The organism is Acinetobacter halotolerans, assembly GCF_004208515.1.
Taxonomy (GTDB): Bacteria; Pseudomonadota; Gammaproteobacteria; order Pseudomonadales; family Moraxellaceae; genus Acinetobacter; species Acinetobacter halotolerans.
On the sequence record NZ_SGIM01000006.1, the window covers coordinates 1 to 19,217 of the forward strand.

The window sequence follows — 19,217 nt, forward strand, 5'->3', positions numbered from 1 at the left end:
GGCTTTAGCCATGATGATCTTCCTTTATAAACTGCTCATGAGGGTCACCCATGAGCACTTGGTTTTTTAACTAAATTTTAGTTGGGTAATATAATAATCGAAAGATTACTCGTCGTCACCTTTTTTACCGCCAGTCTGGAACTTAGCGATGATGCCTTCAGCCACGTTACGTGGAGTTTCAGCGTATTTAGCGAATTCCATAGAGTAAGTCGCACGACCTTGAGACATAGAACGCATTTGAGTCGCGTAACCAAACATCTCAGCAAGAGGAACTTCTGCTTTAATTGCTTTTGTTCCACCAGGAAGATCGTCCATACCTTGAACCATACCACGACGACGGTTTAAGTCACCCATGATATCGCCCATGTAGTCTTCTGGAGTTTCAACTTCAACTTTCATGATTGGTTCAAGAAGGATCGGATCAGCTTTCATGAAACCATCACGGAAAGCGTAAGAACCCGCCATTTTGAACGACAATTCATCAGAATCGACATCATGGTAAGAACCGTCGAATAATGTCGCTTTGATACCCACAACAGGGTAACCAGCCAATACACCATTCTTCATACGTTCTTGAATACCTTTATCAACTGCGCCGAAGAATTCTTTAGGTACTACACCACCAACAACTTCTTCAACGAATTGGTATTCTTTACCAGCTTCTTCAACATCAAGCGGTTCAAGACGTACATATACGTGACCAAACTTACCTTTACCACCAGTTTGACGTACGAATTTACCTTCTTGTTCAACAGACTTTTTAATCGTTTCACGGTAAGCAACCATTGGTTTACCAATGTTCGCTTCAACACCGAATTCACGCTTCATACGGTCAACGATGATGTCAAGGTGAAGCTCGCCCATACCAGCAATAATGGTTTGACCAGATTCTTCATCTGTACGAACGCGGAACGATGGATCTTCTTTAGCCAAACGACCTAAAGCAATTGACATTTTTTCTTGGTCAGCTTTAGTTTTTGGTTCAACAGCCAATGAAATTACTGGCTCTGGGAATTCCATACGCTCAAGTGTAATGATGTTTTTCTCATCACATAATGTATCACCTGTGGTAACGTCTTTAAGACCTACACACGCTGCGATATCACCTGCACGGATTTCATCAAGATCTTGACGTTCGTTCGCGTGCATTTGCACGATACGACCGATACGCTCACGCTTAGATTTAACTGGGTTATAAACCGGATCACCTTGTTTAAGAACACCAGAGTAAACACGTACGAATGTTAAGTTACCTACGAACTTATCGTTCATGATTTTGAACGCAAGTGCAGAGAACGGAACATCATCAGATGCTTCACGAGTCGCTTTAGTTTCAGCTTTATCGTCAAGGATACCTTCGATCGCTTTAACTTCAGTTGGTGATGGCAAGAATTCAATAACAGCATCCAACATACGTTGAACACCTTTGTTTTTGAATGCAGTACCACAAAGCATTACTTGGATTTCAGACGCTAATGTACGAGCACGTAAACCTGCGATGATCTCTTCTCTAGAAAGCTCACCCTCTTCAAGGTACTTGTCCATTAACTCTTCAGAAGCTTCAGCAGCAGCTTCGACCATGTTAGTACGCCATTCATTAGCAGTATCAACTAAGTCAGCTGGGATCTCACCGTATTCAAACTGCATACCTTGAGAAGCTTCATCCCAAATGATAGCTTTCATTTCGATCAGGTCAACAACACCTGCGAATGTATCTTCAGCACCAATTGGCACAACGATTGGCACAGGATTACCGCCCAAACGTGTTTTCATTTGCTCAACAACACGGAAGAAGTTTGCACCAGTACGGTCCATCTTGTTCACGAATGCTAAACGAGGCACTTTATATTTGTTCGCTTGACGCCATACAGTTTCTGACTGAGGCTGTACACCACCAACTGCACAGTAAACCATGCACGCACCGTCAAGAACACGCATAGAACGTTCAACTTCAATCGTGAAGTCTACGTGTCCCGGGGTGTCAATTACGTTAATACGGTGTTGTGGGAATTGCTTACTCATGCCAGACCAGAAACAAGTCGTTGCAGCAGAAGTAATGGTAATACCACGCTCTTGCTCTTGTTCCATCCAGTCCATTGTTGCTGCACCGTCGTGTACTTCACCAATTTTGTGAGATACACCTGTGTAGAACAAAATACGTTCAGTTGTAGTTGTTTTACCTGCGTCAATGTGCGCAGAAATACCGATGTTACGGTAACGAGTAATAGGGGTTTGGCGAGCCATGATGTCTTACATTCCTAAATGTTATATTTAAAACAGGGCGCATCAATGACATTGATGCGCACGAATATTCAAGCAGGCAACTTAAATACCCGCAAAGCCTCCACTTTGATAGAGAGCGATGTTGAATCGAGCTACTGTACACATGAATATTCTCCTGATTAGGGACTGTTTTATCCGTTTAGAAACGGTAGTGAGAGAAGGCTTTGTTGGCTTCAGCCATACGATGCACGTCTTCACGTTTTTTGATCGCAGCACCTTTACCTTCAGCTGCATCAAGCAACTCACCAGCAAGACGTAAAGCCATCGTTTTTTCAGAACGCTTAGCAGCAGCATCTACTAACCAACGCATTGCTAAGGCAGTACGACGGGATGGGCGTACTTCCATAGGTACTTGATAAGTAGCACCACCAACACGGCGTGCTTTTACTTCGACCATAGGACGAACTTTCTCAAGAGTAGTCTCGAAAAATTCAACTGGATCTACTTTGTTTTTTTCTTGAACACGTTCTAAAGCACCGTAAACGATACCCTCAGCAACAGATTTTTTACCATCTTGCATTACGTGGTTCATGAATTTAGCGATTGTTTGGCTGCTAAATTTTGGATCTGGAAGGATCTCACGAGCAGCGACTACGCGACGTCTTGGCATTTTAATACACCTAATAATATGACACTTCAGGATAATCCAGCAGTTTGTACAAGTGTCATGTACTCTACGCTGGCCTTACTATACGTCGCTTGAATTACAAATCTATGAAGAATTCAAACAAGCGAAACGCTAAAGGATTGCTTGTGCGAGCTTCCTAGAATTACTTCTTAGGACGCTTCGTACCGTATTTAGAACGTGACTGGTTACGATCTTTAACGCCAGCACAGTCTAAAGAACCACGAACGGTATGGTAACGTACACCTGGTAAGTCTTTAACACGACCACCACGGATAAGAACAACACTGTGCTCTTGTAAGTTATGACCTTCACCACCGATGTAGCTAGATACTTCAAAACCTGAAGTCAAGCGAACACGGCAAACCTTACGCATTGCTGAGTTTGGTTTTTTAGGTGTAGTCGTGTAAACACGTGTACATACACCACGACGTTGTGGACAAGCCTTCAACGCAGGAACTTTTGATTTTTCAATCAAAGTTGTACGACCCTTACGGATCAACTGATTTGTTGTTGCCATTTGGCAATTCTCCCGTTATTAAACAACCTCAAAAAGAAAAACACCTCTTTTCAAGGGCACACAATTGTAAGCCAAGAAGCACAAATGGTCAACATTGCAATACACAGCAAATGTTGACCATTCTTAGAATTAAATTGTTTTTTGAAGTTATAAATAGATCTTCAAAAAATTAACTATGTTTCGTAGAAGCAGGCTCTATATCAATGGTTTTTTGCTCACCCACAACCTCTTGATCTTCATCCACAAACAATTCATTTTGCTCTACTTTTAGAGCAGGTTGTTGTTCACTATGCTCATGCTCTACAACATGTTGCTCAGCAAGTTGTTGGATACCCTCCTCTACTTGCTCATGATTTTGTGTTTGCGTTCGCGCTTCTTCTTTCAGTTGAACTGTTACGTTGGTAATCACATTATTTTTCACATCATCTGATACGATCGCTTGATGTGATCCTACTCCAGCAGCATTCAGTAACTTTGGACTGGCCTTTTTCAACAAAGCTTCAGCTTTATAATAAGCATCTAAAGGTGAAATCTTCTCAGTGGGATGTTCATTTAAATAGAAACGCGCTGCGCCAAAGACCGATTGAGATTTATGTCCAACATCTTCCAAAAACTTCCAACTATAAAAACCGCCCAATGCAGCACCCGCAACTGGCGTTAGCTTTCCGATCATGGAAACCTGAGGAATATGATTTAGCCAGCCCCATTTAAACTGCCCCTCTTCATCCACCAACCATTTTTTAACAAGCTCAACATCATTATTTGAGCCTAAGAGTTGTTGAAATTGCTGCAAATCATGTGTTTCCAGCATCGATTTAAGTGCTTTTAAAGCGAGTAATAATGTCTGTTTCTCGGCAACTATACCCAAATCAATTTCTTTAAAAATAAAAGCAACAACGTCTTGATCAACTTCTTCTGTTAGATCAAATCCATGAGAGCGACCTGTTTGATAAATGGTTCTAAGGGCCAAAACGATTGAAGCAGGAATATCAACAGCAGCGCCCCAGATACCGGTAGCGCCTGTCACCACACCTTGAGCTGTAGCCAAGAGCTTATTTTGTTCAATCAGTGCTTGACTTAAACGCTGTGAGCGCCCCGTATCCTTCGTCAACTCCGCGACTTCTGTTACTCCAGCTTCCTCAAGGATTTTTTCAGTCATTGAGCTATTTGAACTAAATTCATTTAGCCACTGAAACAAATAGTCTGAAACTTTTTCACTTAAATCAGGAGATATAAAAGAAGCTACATTATTGACTTTGGTATAATGACGACCCAACAGCTGATGCGACAACTTAGGAAATTGCTGGCGCAACATTTGTTGCGGACTTTCATATTTCTCCACCTCAAATGCACTCTTCAAACGCGCATTTCCTTCAATAACATTGGAGGGATGAAGACCTGCTGTACCTGAAGTCGTTGGGGCAACTTGTAATTTTTGCAATTCTGAACTGAGCTTTTTAGCCACTCCAAAGGCTTGTGCAAATAAACCCGAAGATGGTTTGTTTTTAGATTTTGTCATCAAGTACCTCTGTTCTATATTCTGTGCATTTCTAGGTAAATACTAGGTTGAATACAGATTTATCTCAATGTTTATCTGTATACTTTCATCGTGTTTCTGTTCGACCTGACTGATCATTACGAATATTTACACAACCGAAAATAGACATAAAATTTGCCATAAGAAATAAAAAACCTTTCTGTTATCATGATGTCATTCACTCATAAGCCGTTTTAATCATTATATTCTCCTCGTTATTGTTTATAGCGATGATATACAAGGCTTAGTATTACCATAAAAGGGATCAGTAAATGAAACGTGTTGTAATCACTGGTATGGGCATCAACTCATGCATCGGTAACTCTTTAGAAGAGGTCACTCATTCGTTAAAAAATGGAATCTCTGGGACACGTTTTAACCCAACTTATGCCGAACTGAATTTTAAAAGCCATGTCAGCGCAGCCGCAGAACAAGATTTTGATGGTATTGACCGCAAAGTAAAACGCTTTATGGGTGTTTGTGCGATGTATGCCTACAATGCTGCAGTAGCTGCTGTTGAACATGCTGGCTTAAAAGCAGAAGATTTAGGTGATAACCCACGTTATGGTATTGCTGGTGGTAGTGGCGGTGGTTCAACTGCTTCTGTTGTAGAAATGACTGAACTTTTAGAAACTAAAGGTGCACGTAAAGTAGGTCCGTTCTTCGTACCTCGCAACATGACAAATACCATTACTGCAAACGTTGGTGTTGCATTTAAACTTCAAGGTGTAGCCCACTCTATCGCAAGCGCTTGTGCAACGTCTGCTGATGCAATCGGTTATGCATATAACCTCATTGCTTTAGGTAAACAAGATCTTATGCTTGCGGGTGGTGGTGAAGAAGATCACTGGTCACAAAGTTTATTATTCGACGCAATGGGTGCTTTGTGTTCAAAATATAACGACACACCTGAAACAGCATCTCGTCCTTACTCTAAAGACCGTGATGGCTTTGTAATCGCAGGTGGCGGTGGTTTCGTAATCCTTGAATCACTCGAACATGCTCAAGCACGTGGTGCAAAAATTTTAGCTGAAGTTGTTGGCTACGCAGCCAATAGTGATGGTGCGGACATGGTTGCACCAAGTGGCGAAGGCGCTACTCGTTGTATCTTGATGGCACTCGAAGAAGCTAAGCAACACGGCGTTGAATCAATCGATTATGTAAATACACATGGTACTTCTACTCCAGCTGGCGACATTACTGAACTTAAAGCAATGGAACGTGCATTTGGTGAAGGTAAAGTTCCACCTGTAAGTTCAACTAAATCGATGACCGGTCACAGCTTAGGGGCTGCTGGTGTTCACGAAGCAATCTATTCTGTTTTGATGTTACAAAATGACTTTATTGCACCGAACATCAATGTCACTGAGCTTGATGAAGGCGCACAAGGTTTCGATATTGTGCTTGAAAAACGTGATGCAAAACTGAATACTGTGATGAGTAACAGTTTTGGCTTTGGCGGCGTTAATGCTTGCCTTATTTTCAAGAAGTGGGATGCCTAAATCCCACGTGAAATACACACGTAGGATTATCGATGGATGCACCTTCTGATGCTTTTTTGTGGGTAAAAGCATTACATATTATTGCTGTGGTTTGCTGGTTCGCTGCATTGTTCTACTTACCACGTCTATATGTTTACCATGCCATGAGTGAAGATGCGATTAGTCACCAACGCTTTGAAGTCATGGAACGTAAGTTGTATCGAGGTATCATGTGGCCATCGATGATCGCCACCTTAGTGACTGCCCACTTTCTCGTCGAATGGGGTGATGCTACTCGACATTATCATGAAGCACTATGGTTTTATCTTAAAGTCGGTTTAGTCGGACTGTTGGTGATTTACCATTTTGTGTGTGGTTATTATCGGAAAAAGCTGATTGGCAATGCCCACTACAAATCACATAAGTTTTGGCGCTTCTTCAATGAAATGCCAACGCTGCTATTATTTGCTATCATCATTTTAGTTGTCGTAAAACCTCAGTTCTAACTGAGGTTTTTTCTTTAGACTTAATCTTAAAACCCAAATAATTTTTAAACACCATTAACCCTAGATTTTCAAAATGTCTAAACTTTGGTATCGATTGACTCAAACATTAAAAGCAAGATTCATTTCTAGTTTGATTGTTTTCTTTAAGATAAATGAATTTGCTTATCGCGGACTCACTCAAGCTGAGATTGAGATGGCTCGGCCTGTCTTTGGCAATCTTATCGACTACTCACAAGTGAAAATCTTTAATATTCCCTATTTACCTTGGCAGCCCGTCAATATTTTTATTGCGCCGAATGGCAATCTGTTTGTACACCAACAATATTATTGTCCAGATTATTCAATCTGCTCGATTCATCTAAAAGCAATTTTTATCCACGAACTTGCCCACATCTTGCAGCATCAACAACATACCAATGTCATATTTAAAGGTGCAATTTTACAATTGGGTTATTATTTAAGCTTTAAAAAATACAATCCCTATCGCTACCAATTTATATCAGGCAAAGCCTTTAATCATTACAACATTGAACAACAAGGTGATATTGCCCGCGATATTTTTCTGAAGAAAATCCCTAATATTATTCTGGAAAAATAAAAAGCCCTGTCATTTTATCTACAGGGCTTTTTATTTAAGTAAATCGCAATCAACTTTACGCAACAGAACCTTTGCGATCTTCAGATTTGAGTTCATGACTATCATCCATTTCAGTCGTAAAATCTATACGCATTGCATCTTTAACAATTGTACCAACACGTCCTACACCAATTGCTAATCCAAACGCAACGACAGGAAATAAAATTACTGGAACTATCATTGTGGTTACCTCTCTAATTTAATTTATAGGCGACAGCTAAAATCGTATTAATTCGATTCATCTTGCTTTTGCAACATCACTGTCCCGACACGCCCAACAACAATTGCTAAAGTTGCTGCTACCACTGGAAATAATATAATTGACATATTCGTCTCCTTAGAAATTAAACAAGATCAAACTTGTTGTTCTTTATATTGCAATAAAATCGTACCTAAACGCCCAACTACGATCGCTAGAACTGATGCAATGATAAGAAAAAATAAAATTGACATATGTGTTACCTCTCTTTTGTTTATTCACCACATGCTAGGTCTTCACCATAGTGTACATGTGTTCACATTGATTAGGATATTAGCAGTGCACGTATGTACACTCAAGTGTCGCAAATAGATTCCCGACGAACGGTATGAAAAATAAGCACAAATCAATAAGACATTGAATCAAATAAATTAATAATTTTATAAACTTACAAATAAATAATAATTACATTCACGCTCTTATCATTTTTTATTTTTAAAACAGTTTAAAGTTAATTTCATTGGTCATGAATGTGTCTTTTAAAGCTGACAAAATGGCATATAAAAACCAATTTTGCATACCTGAAGTTCTTCACAATCATGCACCGAAGCCACAAAAACAGTTAAAAATGCGGAAACCACCCAATACTTCTTCGTATTTTATACAGAAAAACTTGTTATTTTTACGCAGAAAAATGTGCATTTAGTATATATTAGTGAACTTATGATTTCTCTTTTAGATATAGAATGTTTGGCGCCATGATATACACATGTTTTTAAAACTATACCTATATAAATCAAAAACCTGTATATCAGCATCAGTTAAGACTTAGGATTAGGTTTGAATGAAAAATTTTAAAATTGCCCTTGCTCAATTCTCTCCGCATATTGGCAATATTGACGCAAATACTCAAAAGATGGTTGAACAAGCTAATTTAGCGAAACAACAAAAGGCCGATTTAATCATCTTCCCAGAACTATCAACAATCGGTTACCCTGCCGAAGACCTGATACTTCGCCCAAATCTACAAAAACGCACCCAAAAAGCATTTGCTCAATTAGGTGAAGTCAAAGATATCGTCATGGTATTCGGTTTTGTACATCAAACTGAAGATGGCCAACGTTATAACTCTGCTGCAGTGATGAAGAATGGGCAGGTTTTAGGAATCTATAATAAACACAACTTGCCAAATTACGGTGTGTTTGATGAACGTCGCTACTTCCAAGAAGGTCATCAACACCTGATATTTGAATATCAAGGGCATAAGTTTGGTGTACTGATCTGTGAAGATATATGGTCATTAAATACAGTAAAGCAGCTTAGTCAGCTCAATGTTGAAACTATACTTATCCTTAATGCTTCTCCTTATGAAGTCGGCAAACCACAGCATCGTATTCAAACCTTGAATGAGCTCGCAAAACAATTGAGCTTAAATATTGTGTATGTGAACCAAGTTGGCGGACAAGATGACTTAATTTTTGATGGTTCAAGTTTTGTCAGCAATAATAATGGACAAGTTGCATTACAAGCGCCAAGTTTCAAAGAGTCTGTTTATTTTGCTGAATACGATGCAGAACAAAAACAATTTAAAACTGCAGAAACAACGCCAACTTTAGATACTTTTGCTGAGATTTATCAAGCACTGGTCATGGCAACTCGTGACTACGTTCAACGCTCAGGCTTCCCAGGCGTTATTTTAGGGCTATCGGGTGGTATTGATTCCGCTTTGACACTCGCGATTGCGGTTGATGCGATAGGCGCTGATAAAGTTCAAGCAGTAATGATGCCTTATACCTACACCTCTCAAATGAGTGTAGAAGATGCAACTGAACAAGCGCGTCGCATGGGTGTGACGTTTGGTATAGCTGAAATTCATCCGATCGTAAATAGCTTCATGCAAACCCTGTTTCCATTCTTTGGAAATAGTCCTGCGGATGCAACGGAAGAAAACTTACAAGCACGCACGCGCGGTACATTGTTGATGGGGCTATCCAATAAATTTGGTAATCTGGTTCTATCTACTGGTAACAAATCTGAAATCTCCGTTGGTTATTGTACGTTGTATGGCGATATGGTTGGTGGCTTCTCTGTACTGAAAGATGTCTACAAAACGATTGTATTTGAACTCGCAAAATACCGTAATACACTGAGTGAAACACCTGTGATCCCTGAACGTGTGATCACTCGACCACCATCAGCAGAGTTACGTCCTGATCAAAAAGATCAAGACTCATTGCCAGCCTATGATGTACTCGATGCAATCTTATATGCTTATATAGAAGAAGATCTCAGCCAAGCAGATATTATTGCAAAAGGCTACGAAGCCGAAGTGGTAGAAAAAGTCATCCGCTTGGTCGATCGTAATGAATATAAACGTCGTCAAGGAGCGATTGGACCACGTATTAGTTCACGTGCTTTCAATCGCGAACGACGCTACCCAATCGTCAATGGATGGACCGCGAATGACTGAACAAATTGTTTCTGAAAAGTCACAATTACTTGCTCAAGCACTTTTGCTTGAGCAAGTTTCATTTTATAAAACTCAACTCACCACACAGCTTTCAGCCGATTTCTTTCAGCAATTCATTCAATTATTTTTACAACATGCACCCAATATTCAACTCAAAGAAGTCATTGAGTTAGAACAAATCCAAGCCGTTGTTAAACGTTATGCCTTTGAGATGCAGTTAGGCGCAGGTTTATTAGAGTTTATTGGGGAAATCGCACAAAAACTTCATGTTTTTTCTTTGCAGTCATCTGCTCAATTGCAGGATGTATTTTCAGATCAACAATTTGAAATATGGCTGTCTAAATTTCTAGAACTTGAAAATATTCGCCATTACCTAAACCATTTCTTAAAAGAAAGTCCATCGATTCAACAGCTCTGCCAGTACATCGCAACCACCACACTGCAAAATAAATTACCAAAACTATTTTCACAAACAGATGAAGAACGGATTTCTGACAGCAAATATGAATGGCAACAAAAACTAAAAATCTTTTCACACCGTCAACAACAACGTATCGAGCATAAAATAGAAGAAAGTATTGCTCGTTTTATTCAAGAGCAACTCGTTGATCTAAGCTTACTTTCAAATGATGATTTAGAAAGCCTTGCACGTAATATTTGGGATGACAATAAAGCCAAACCGCTATCAGAGTATACCAAGCAAGTCACCCCACTCGATGTGGAAGAATTCTTTGTCATGATCTACGAATATTGGAAAGAATTGCGTCAATCCTCATTCCTCCAAGATCTTATTTTATATGGCGTAAAAGTCTTTTATGACTTTTATAAGGACGAAAGCTTAGAAGATGTTTTCACGGCAATTGGACTAGAAGAAAGTGACCTTCAAAATGAAGCTGTTCGTTTTTATCCAAAGGTTGTGGCGGCTTTAGATGAACACGGTGTTTTGGAACCGATCATCACCATGATTTTAAAACCTTTCTATGAAAATCCCCAAACTTTAGCCAGCATCGAAAAACACTTATAAAAAATATAGCCTGTTCATAAACGACTTATTGACGGGCTTCTTCCACCTCTCCAATTCATCACTCGTATATAAACAGCAGATAAAAAAAACCACGCAGGAGCGTGGTTTATAAAATGGTGGCTATGACGAGACTTGAACTTGTGACCCCCGCATTATGAGTGCGGTGCTCTAACCAACTGAGCTACATAGCCGTAAACTGTGAGCGCATTATCTAGGGTTATACTGAGTAGGTCAAGCCTATGACTTTGAAAATACAAAACATATGCACATTTTTTACGCGCTTAATTTGCGTTTGTTCATTTTTCAGCACTAGCGGCAATACATATTAAAATTCAATCGATCTTTCAAATAGATTGAATTTAAAAATCCAAGAATTAACAATTAAAATAATTTTTTAAGTTTGACAAAAACAGCAGATAAAAAGAGACCACGCAGGAGCGTGGTCTATAAAATGGTGGCTATGACGAGACTTGAACTTGTGACCCCCGCATTATGAGTGCGGTGCTCTAACCAACTGAGCTACATAGCCGAAAACTGTGCGCGCATTATCTAAACTTTTACTACACACGTCAAGCACAATTTTTAAAAAAACTTGGAAGTGGGCCTGTAAGCCGGGTTCTGTCGAGGACGATCATTCCTCTAGGCGTACAATCACTCGTACGCTCAAGCGACCTACCCGAATCCAGCACGGGCCGTGCCTCAGGATTCCTATTTGGTCTTGCTTCTGGTGGGGTTTACCTTGCCGTGAACTGTTACCAGACACGCGGTGCGCTCTTACCGCACCCTTTCACCCTTACCTCACGAATGAGGCGGTCTACTCTCTGCTGCACTTGCCGTCGGTTTACACCGCCCAGGCGTTACCTGGCACCCTGCCCTATGAAGCCCGGACTTTCCTCCCCTGTTTCAGTCACGGAGACCTCCACAGCAGCGACCGTCCAGCCCACTTCGTGGCGCATATTATCAAAGTTCGAACTTAATTGCTCGATTTTTTTTGCGCTGTTAATTTTTTATATTTCTGCATGAGTTCATCATGTGATTCGGCATGCTGAGGATCCAGTGGAATACAATCCACTGGACAAAACAACTGACACTGCGGCTGATCAAAGTGACCAATGCACTCTGTACAAAGTGCAGGGTCAATCTCATAAATCAGCTCACCCATATAAATTGCTTCATTGGGACACACAGGTTCACAGACGTCACAGTTAATACATTCATCTGTAATATATAAGGACACGTTACCAGCCTTGTTGATGTTTACGTTCAAAAGCCTCAACCACGACGGGAGGCACGAATTTAGCTACATCACCTTTTAAACGCGCAATCTCTCTGACCAAGGTCGATGAAATAAATGAGTATTGTTCAGAAGGCGTTAAAAATACCGATTCAAATTGTGGATCAAGTTGACGATTCATATTTGCCAACTGAAACTCATATTCAAAATCTGAAATTGCTCTTAAACCACGCAGCACGGCAGTCGCACGTTGTTCACGGAAGAAGTTGACTAACAGCCCATCAAACCCCACAAACTCTACATTGTTTAGATGGCTTAATGATGTTTTGGCTAATGCTACACGCTCTTCTAAGCTAAACACTGGATTTTTATGGTGACCAATCGCAATCGCAACAACCACTTCATCAAACATTTTTGATGCTCTTGCAACCAAGTCGACATGTCCATTGGTAATTGGATCAAAAGTCCCTGGATAAATCACACGTGTTTTAGACATGCGTTGTACTCTGCGTCAATGAGATAAGTTGGGTATTTTAACAAAAGTTAAGCATAAACGCGAAATTCCTAAATGATGGAAAAAGATTACGTTTTACGGCACAATAAGCACAATTGTGGAAGTTTGAATTATGGCGAAAGCAACAGTAGTAAAAAAGCATAATGGTGGCACGATTGCTCAAAACAAAAGAGCGCGCCACGATTACTTTATTGAAGAAAAATTTGAAGCTGGCATGTCTTTACAAGGCTGGGAAGTAAAATCCCTACGCGCTGGTCGTATGAGTTTGACTGAAAGTTATGTGACTTTTAAAAATGGTGAAGCATTTTTGTTTGGTGCACAAATTCAGCCTTTATTGTCTGCATCAACACACGTCGTACCAGAAGCAACACGCACACGTAAGTTGCTCCTTTCTCGTCGTCAATTAGAACATCTCTTGGGTGCAGTCAACCAAAAAGGTTATACCTGTGTCCCTTTGGCTTGTTATTGGAAAGGCCATTTGGTCAAGCTAGAAATTGCACTGGTAAAAGGTAAGCAATTGCATGATAAACGTGCCACGGAAAAAGACCGTGACTGGCAACGTGACAAATCAAGAATGTTGCATAAGTAATAAAAAACCTCCAAATCATGATGATTGGAGGTTTTTTTAATTAAAACAAAATTTACAAAGGCTTTAACTTCACTTCCGCTAAATATTTACCAAATTTTCGTGCCGTTTCCAAGTCACCTTCGGGTGGTGTGATTTCTACGCTGGCATTATCAGACTGTGTCATTAATCCTAAAAAGCTCGACATACGGTTAATATCTTGTGGACTACGCCCTGTCGGCATAAACGGTAATCCCGCCCACAACATGCCATGTTGCATCGCAAATAAATTGATTTGTTGCAATACCGCTAACTTATCACCGCTAAGCCCACCACCATTGGTAAAGCCAGCAGCCAGTTTGCCCTGCCATGTCCGCGCTAACCAACGCTTAGAAGAATCTTCCATAAACTGTTTCAACGCAGACGTCAGGCTCCCCATATACGTCGGGCATCCCATAACCAAAACATCAGCTTGGTCTAACAACTCCCATTGCACAGCCGCAACAGAAAATAAGTGCACTTCTGCACCTGCCTGCTCTGCACCTTGTGCAATATATTGTGCAACTTTAGCCGTATGGCCATACGGACTATGATAAATCACACAAACTTTAACTTTAGGAGTGGCTTGATCAATAACGAGCATGGAAAATTTAAAAAACCAATGAATTGAGTCAAGTTTAACATTTTTCTCAGAGGCTAGGCGAATCAACAATACAAAGGATGCAATTTATTGCATAAATACAAAAGTTGCCATTCGCCCTGTTTTCGAATTACGGCGATGAGAAAAAAAATCTTGTGCCTGTTGATAAGAGCATTGATCTCCACCCACAATCGTTTCAATACCCAAACGATTAAGGATAAATCGAGCAATCGCATATAAGTCAGCTTGGTACTTCCCCTCAACCTGACCTGCGATAAAAGCACTTTCTAGTTCGGGATATTTCTCACAAAAAGCCGCTTTCACTTCTGCACCGACTTCGAAACAAGGCTGGCTAATCGCAGCACCTAACCATGCCCAAGTCGGCTGTGATTGCATTTCACTGACTGTATTTTCAACAATACCACTGGCCAAGCCACGCCAACCTGCATGTAGATTGGCAACTTCATTTCCTTCGGCATTGCCCAATACCACAGCCAAACAATCGGCTGTCATCATCATTAAAGCATGACCTGTACGCTGCGTGACTAAGCCATCACCTTCAAGTGCGATAAATGGAATTTGTTCATTGATCGTATGACAAATGGTGCTATGCGTTTGAGTCATCCACGTCAGTTTATCTACCCCGAACTGTGACAACTCACGCAACAGCACCATACGATGCTGCTGAACACGCTGTACATCATCATTGACATGCAATGCCAAATTAAATCCATAAAGATTTTCATTGTCAGTTGCAATCATATGAGGATGTTCAATTCGTGTTTGCCCAACATATACACCTTTAGGCAAACCTTGTACAAATTCCATGCCTTAATTCCTTAACATCGTTGCTTAATACGCCTCATTTTCACTACGAAGGACTTCGAGCAATTTAATAAAGTCTTCTGGCCACGGCGCTTCGAACATCATTTCTTCACCAGTGCGGGGGTGAACCAAACCAAGTTTTGCTGCATGTAAAGCTTGACGCTTAAAACCACGAAGCATATCCACCAAAGTCTCTGATGCACCAGCAGGTAAACGCACACGGTTAACATAGACGGGATCGCCAACCAATCCATGTCCAATATAGCTAAAATGCACACGGATTTGATGGGTACGACCAGTCTCCAATTGCGCTTGTACGCGGGTAAAGTCTCGGAAACGCTCTTTCACATTATAGTGAGTCACGGCCTCACGCCCACCCGGTAAAATCGCCATTTTGACGCGATCAACAGGATGACGTTTGATCGGTTCATCAATCGTGCCACCCGCAATGATATTGCCGTAGGTAACAAGATCATAAACCCGATAAACCGTTTTCTTTGCAAGTTGTTTACTGAGTGAAAATTGGGCTTCTAATGTTTTCGCAACCACCAATAAACCACTGGTATCTTTATCGATACGATGCACTAAACCTGCACGAGACAGTTCTACAAGCTTAGGACAATGATAAAGTAATGCATTGACCAGTGTTCCTGAGGGATTACCCGCACCTGGATGAACCACCATACCAATCTCTTTATTAATCACAATAATATCGTCATCTTCATAAACAATATTCAGTGGAATATTTTCAGGTTGGTTAGACGTTTGTGCTTCAAGTTCTACTTCAAGCGTGAGTTGTTCATTGCCCTCACAGCGGTATTTCGGTTTAACCGTGTTACCATTTACCAACAGATGACCTTCTTTCATCCATTGTTTTAGTTTTTCACGAGAAAACTCACTCCAAACCAATGCTGCTACTTGATCTATGCGTTGACCTAAATAGTCTTCATCGAGTTGAATTTGCAACGATAAACGTGTTGCAGTTGAGTCAGAAGTATGATTATCTGCATCGACAGATTCTTCGAGTAAGAAATCTGTTTCAGATAAGTTTGAATCGGAAGATTGTGCTGAAGTCATTTGATGATCGGTACAAAAATGGTTTAATACAACCATTGTAGCTCATTGCCCAGAATAACAGAGGAGTTTTTATGTCGCTACCACGTTATAAAATTACGATGCTTGCACTATCTTTAGGTGTAGCGTCTGCATTTGTGGGCTGTAGCAGCAATCCAAGCAAGAAAGAAGTGGTTGATAAAGGACCACAATCGAGTGAACAAATTTATTTTGAAAAAGCGCAAAAATCGCTAGATCGTAATCAATATACCGATGCTGTAAAATCATTGGAAGCTTTAGACACCTATTATCCAACTGGGCAATACACGCAACAAGCACAACTCGAACTTCTCTATGCAAAATTCAAACAAAAGGATTATGAAGGAACAATCGCACTAGCAGATCGTTTTATTCGTTTAAATCCTCAACATCCAAATGTTGATTATGCTTACTATGTTCGCGGTGTTGCGAATATGGAAATGAATTACGATAGCTTAATTCGCTATACCTCACTACAACAATCACATCGTGATGTGAGCTATGTCAAAGTTGCCTATCAGAACTTTGTTGATTTAATCCGCCGCTTCCCAAGTAGCCAATATTCAGTTGACGCTGCTCAACGGATGAAATTTATCGGTCAAGAACTTGCCGAAAATGAAATGAATGCAGCACGTTTTAATATTAAACGTAAGGCATGGCTAGCTGCTGCTGAGCGTGCACAATGGGTGATTGAGCATTATCCTCAAACGCCTCAAACACCTGAAGCATTAGCAACACTTGCTTATAGTTATGACAAACTGGGTGATAAAGCAACTTCACAACAATATATCGAAATATTAAAACTCAACTATCCAAACTTGGTCAAATCCAATGGTGAAGTGAATTTACGTGCAGCACGTAAAGAAGGAAGTTGGGTCAATCGCGCTACATTAGGTTTATTAGGTCGTGAGTCTCAGACTGTCGATACCGAAGAAAAAAATGAACCAAAAACCGATCAACAACGCAGTTTAACCAATCGTTTAAGTTTCGGTTTATTCGACAAACCAGAAACTGAACAAACCAACGAAGAAGATGCCGCAAATTAATCCTGCGATCACAATCTGATTCAGCAAACAGGCAAGCCACCCCTTGCCTGTTTTTCATTTTATGCAACAATGATTCATCTGATATTGTTTTTACAAATACATCTCACCCTAGTTTTAAATGGTTAAACGCTCATGGCAATTCCACAACATACGATTGATCAAATTTTGGATCGAACCGACATCGTCGATTTGATCGGTCAACGTGTGAAGTTAAAAAAGACTGGAAGAACCTATTCAGGCTGTTGCCCCTTCCATCAAGAAAAAACACCGTCTTTTCATGTGTACCGAGACAAGCAGTATTATCATTGCTTCGGTTGCCAAGCCAATGGTAATGCAATTCGATTCTTGATGGATATTGATAGCCGTAACTTCGTCGATGTCATGCAAGACTTATCGAATAAGACGGGTGTTGAGCTACCCAAAGACAACCATGATAATAAAAAACTTTCTTATAAGCGCAGTACTCAAGCAACGATCGTACAACCAACTCAAAAAACCAGCCCTTCAACACCCAATAGTCCAACAATGGATGAACCTGCCGATGGTCATTTTGTCGATATGGATCGCTATATGGATGATCCTTTTGCTCAGTTTGATCCATCATTTGTCATGGATGAATATGTACAGGAAGGAAACCTATATGACCTTTTGGAAAATGTGGCGCAATTTTATGAACGCCAATTGCCAAATAGTCAAAAAGCACAAAATTATTTTAAACAGCGTGGTCTATCTGCCCAGACCATTCAATTCTGGCGTTTAGGCTATGCGCCAGAAGATTGGCAGCATCTTGAAAAAACCTTCCCACAAGATATTGAAGGTTTAAAACAACTGGGGCTGATTCGTTCAAGTGATAGCGGTCGAGACTTTGATTTGTTACGTGAACGGGTGATTTTTCCAATTCGTGACCATAAGGGTCGCGTAGTGGGTTTTGGTGGTCGTGCACTTAATGATGAGGTCAAGCCGAAATACATCAACTCTCCAGACTCGGAAGTCTTTCATAAAAACCAATTGCTTTATGGACTGTATGAAGGCCGTAAACAAAAAGCCAATGATTGGCTGATGGTTGAGGGCTATATGGATGTGATTGCCTTACAGCAGTATGGCATCAATGGTGCTGTGGCGACGCTTGGAACAGCAAGCAATGCAGACCATTTAAATACCCTATTTAAACAAAACTCACGAATCACAATCGCCTTTGATGGAGATGCTGCGGGACAAAAAGCAGCACGCCGAACTTTAGAAATCGCACTTCCCTTACTCAACGATGGTCGTGAATTAAAATTCTTCGTGCTTCCCAATGAACATGACCCTGATTCCCTGATCCGCCGTGAAGGCTTAGAAAATTTCCAAAAGTTATTACAACAAGCACCGCTCTTATCAGACTTCGTGTTTGCATACTTAACGGGACAACATGACGTCAGTACGCCTGAAGGCAAAAGCTTGGTGATGGGTGAACTACGTGAATTAACGGAGTTGTTGCCGAAACATGGCTCTTTCCGTTATATGCTGACACAATCTTTCCGTGAAAAATTGGGTTTAGGCAAACGCTTTACCCCTCAGATTAGTCATGATGCTTCTTTATCTTTTAACATTCAGACTAAAGATGAAGATTTTGCGATTGCTATATTAATGCATCACCCTTACCTCTATATTCACTTCGAAGAACTTCGCGCAGTGATTGATCAGACTGAACTCTTAGCCAAAATTTTGGCTGCACTGAATATCGTATTTGATGATTTACCTGATGATCAAGAATTAGCAACGTACTATGTACTTGGCGCGTGTAGTAGTTATAGCCATGAACTGGCTGATATTATGCAACGCACCAATATTCAGTCACTCACTGAAGCGCCTGAAATCGCAGATAAACTGGCCAAAGAATATGCCTTGGGTCTACAAGAAAAATATTTAAGATTAAAGCTTAAATCACCGATCTCTTTAATCGAATCGCGCAACTTACGCCAGCAACTCAATGAACTAACGAAACAAATTAGTTTGCGCTTATTATCTTAAAAAAGT

18 protein-coding genes, 2 tRNA genes and 1 other RNA gene are annotated in these 19,217 nt (G+C 40.5%); 8 read left to right on the top strand and 13 right to left on the bottom strand.

Annotated features, from left to right (window positions below; all coding sequences use genetic code 11):
- Positions 1 to 105: 105 nt before the first annotated feature.
- The 4 genes from fusA to EXE30_RS08400 form a co-directional block, all read right to left on the bottom strand.
- Positions 106 to 2,244, bottom strand: coding sequence for an elongation factor G (gene fusA / locus EXE30_RS08385; protein ID WP_130162003.1), 2,139 nt, complete (start codon positions 2,242 to 2,244; stop codon positions 106 to 108).
- A gap of 178 nt (positions 2,245 to 2,422) precedes the next feature.
- Positions 2,423 to 2,893 (bottom strand): 30S ribosomal protein S7, encoded by a 471-nt coding sequence (gene rpsG, locus EXE30_RS08390; RefSeq protein WP_004638185.1) that lies wholly within the window; start codon positions 2,891 to 2,893, stop codon positions 2,423 to 2,425.
- A gap of 160 nt (positions 2,894 to 3,053) precedes the next feature.
- Positions 3,054 to 3,428, bottom strand: a complete 375-nt coding sequence (gene rpsL / locus EXE30_RS08395; protein WP_004648013.1) for a 30S ribosomal protein S12 — start codon at positions 3,426 to 3,428, stop codon at positions 3,054 to 3,056.
- A gap of 169 nt (positions 3,429 to 3,597) precedes the next feature.
- A complete protein-coding gene (locus tag EXE30_RS08400; protein ID WP_130162004.1) occupies positions 3,598 to 4,947 on the bottom strand; it encodes an EcsC family protein in 1,350 nt (449 codons plus the stop codon).
- A 290-nt stretch (positions 4,948 to 5,237) separates the two neighbouring features.
- Between EXE30_RS08400 and EXE30_RS08405 the strand changes: the two genes are divergently transcribed.
- The 3 genes from EXE30_RS08405 to EXE30_RS08415 all read left to right on the top strand — a co-directional run bounded on the left by EXE30_RS08405 (position 5,238) and on the right by EXE30_RS08415 (position 7,550).
- A complete protein-coding gene (locus tag EXE30_RS08405; RefSeq protein WP_004670084.1) occupies positions 5,238 to 6,467 on the top strand; it encodes a beta-ketoacyl-ACP synthase II in 1,230 nt (409 codons plus the stop codon).
- A gap of 32 nt (positions 6,468 to 6,499) precedes the next feature.
- The gene (locus EXE30_RS08410) at positions 6,500 to 6,952 is read left to right on the top strand and encodes a CopD family protein (RefSeq protein ID WP_004670082.1); all 453 of its coding nucleotides are present in this window, start codon (positions 6,500 to 6,502) and stop codon (positions 6,950 to 6,952) included.
- 73 nt (positions 6,953 to 7,025) lie between these two features.
- Positions 7,026 to 7,550 carry a hypothetical protein gene (locus EXE30_RS08415; RefSeq protein WP_130162005.1) on the top strand — a complete coding sequence of 175 codons (525 nt, stop codon included), beginning with the start codon at positions 7,026 to 7,028 and terminating at the stop codon, positions 7,548 to 7,550.
- A 55-nt stretch (positions 7,551 to 7,605) separates the two neighbouring features.
- Here EXE30_RS08415 and EXE30_RS15885 read toward each other — a convergent pair whose 3' ends face one another.
- Positions 7,606 to 7,770, bottom strand: coding sequence for a hypothetical protein (locus EXE30_RS15885; RefSeq protein ID WP_165382391.1), 165 nt, complete (start codon positions 7,768 to 7,770; stop codon positions 7,606 to 7,608).
- Positions 7,771 to 8,632: 862 nt separating this feature from the next.
- On the opposite strand from EXE30_RS15885, the gene EXE30_RS08420 reads away from it, so the two are divergent.
- Both EXE30_RS08420 and EXE30_RS08425 read left to right on the top strand, forming a co-directional pair.
- Positions 8,633 to 10,258 carry an NAD+ synthase gene (locus tag EXE30_RS08420; RefSeq protein WP_130162006.1) on the top strand — a complete coding sequence of 542 codons (1,626 nt, stop codon included), beginning with the start codon at positions 8,633 to 8,635 and terminating at the stop codon, positions 10,256 to 10,258.
- Positions 10,251 to 11,282 carry a hypothetical protein gene (locus EXE30_RS08425; RefSeq protein ID WP_121930864.1) on the top strand — a complete coding sequence of 344 codons (1,032 nt, stop codon included), beginning with the start codon at positions 10,251 to 10,253 and terminating at the stop codon, positions 11,280 to 11,282. Before EXE30_RS08420 ends, EXE30_RS08425 begins: the two co-directional genes overlap by 8 nt.
- Positions 11,283 to 11,396: 114 nt before the next feature.
- Here the strand turns inward: EXE30_RS08425 and EXE30_RS08430 are convergent.
- From EXE30_RS08430 to coaD, 5 genes are all read right to left on the bottom strand, one after another.
- Positions 11,397 to 11,473 (bottom strand) — tRNA-Met (locus tag EXE30_RS08430).
- Between the two features lie 261 nt (positions 11,474 to 11,734).
- Positions 11,735 to 11,811 (bottom strand) — tRNA-Met (locus EXE30_RS08435).
- 62 nt (positions 11,812 to 11,873) lie between these two features.
- Positions 11,874 to 12,229: RNase P RNA component class A (gene rnpB / locus EXE30_RS08440), an RNA gene on the bottom strand.
- Between the two features lie 26 nt (positions 12,230 to 12,255).
- Complete coding sequence (locus EXE30_RS08445) at positions 12,256 to 12,519, bottom strand: YfhL family 4Fe-4S dicluster ferredoxin (protein WP_004670068.1); 264 nt, start codon at positions 12,517 to 12,519, stop codon at positions 12,256 to 12,258.
- 1 nt (position 12,520) lies between these two features.
- Positions 12,521 to 13,012: a pantetheine-phosphate adenylyltransferase gene (coaD, locus tag EXE30_RS08450; RefSeq protein ID WP_004670066.1), complete on the bottom strand. Its 492-nt coding sequence runs from the start codon at positions 13,010 to 13,012 to the stop codon at positions 12,521 to 12,523.
- A gap of 130 nt (positions 13,013 to 13,142) precedes the next feature.
- On the opposite strand from coaD, the gene smpB reads away from it, so the two are divergent.
- Entirely contained in the window at positions 13,143 to 13,619 is a 477-nt protein-coding gene (smpB, locus tag EXE30_RS08455) for an SsrA-binding protein SmpB (protein WP_130162007.1), read from the top strand.
- A gap of 52 nt (positions 13,620 to 13,671) precedes the next feature.
- Here the strand turns inward: smpB and EXE30_RS08460 are convergent, their stop codons facing one another.
- From EXE30_RS08460 to rluD, 3 genes are all read right to left on the bottom strand, one after another.
- The gene (locus EXE30_RS08460) at positions 13,672 to 14,238 is read right to left on the bottom strand and encodes a flavodoxin family protein (protein ID WP_130162008.1); all 567 of its coding nucleotides are present in this window, start codon (positions 14,236 to 14,238) and stop codon (positions 13,672 to 13,674) included.
- Between the two features lie 84 nt (positions 14,239 to 14,322).
- Positions 14,323 to 15,063: a peptidoglycan editing factor PgeF gene (gene pgeF / locus EXE30_RS08465; protein WP_130162009.1), complete on the bottom strand. Its 741-nt coding sequence runs from the start codon at positions 15,061 to 15,063 to the stop codon at positions 14,323 to 14,325.
- Positions 15,064 to 15,087: 24 nt separating this feature from the next.
- Positions 15,088 to 16,137 (bottom strand): 23S rRNA pseudouridine(1911/1915/1917) synthase RluD, encoded by a 1,050-nt coding sequence (gene rluD / locus EXE30_RS08470; RefSeq protein WP_130162148.1) that lies wholly within the window; start codon positions 16,135 to 16,137, stop codon positions 15,088 to 15,090.
- Positions 16,138 to 16,208: 71 nt separating this feature from the next.
- Here rluD and EXE30_RS08475 point away from each other — a divergent pair, with 71 nt between their 5' ends.
- Positions 16,209 to 17,198, top strand: a complete 990-nt coding sequence (locus tag EXE30_RS08475) for an outer membrane protein assembly factor BamD (protein WP_130162010.1) — start codon at positions 16,209 to 16,211, stop codon at positions 17,196 to 17,198.
- 132 nt (positions 17,199 to 17,330) lie between these two features.
- Positions 17,331 to 19,211: a DNA primase gene (locus tag EXE30_RS08480; RefSeq protein ID WP_130162011.1), complete on the top strand. Its 1,881-nt coding sequence runs from the start codon at positions 17,331 to 17,333 to the stop codon at positions 19,209 to 19,211.
- Positions 19,212 to 19,217 lie beyond the last annotated feature (6 nt).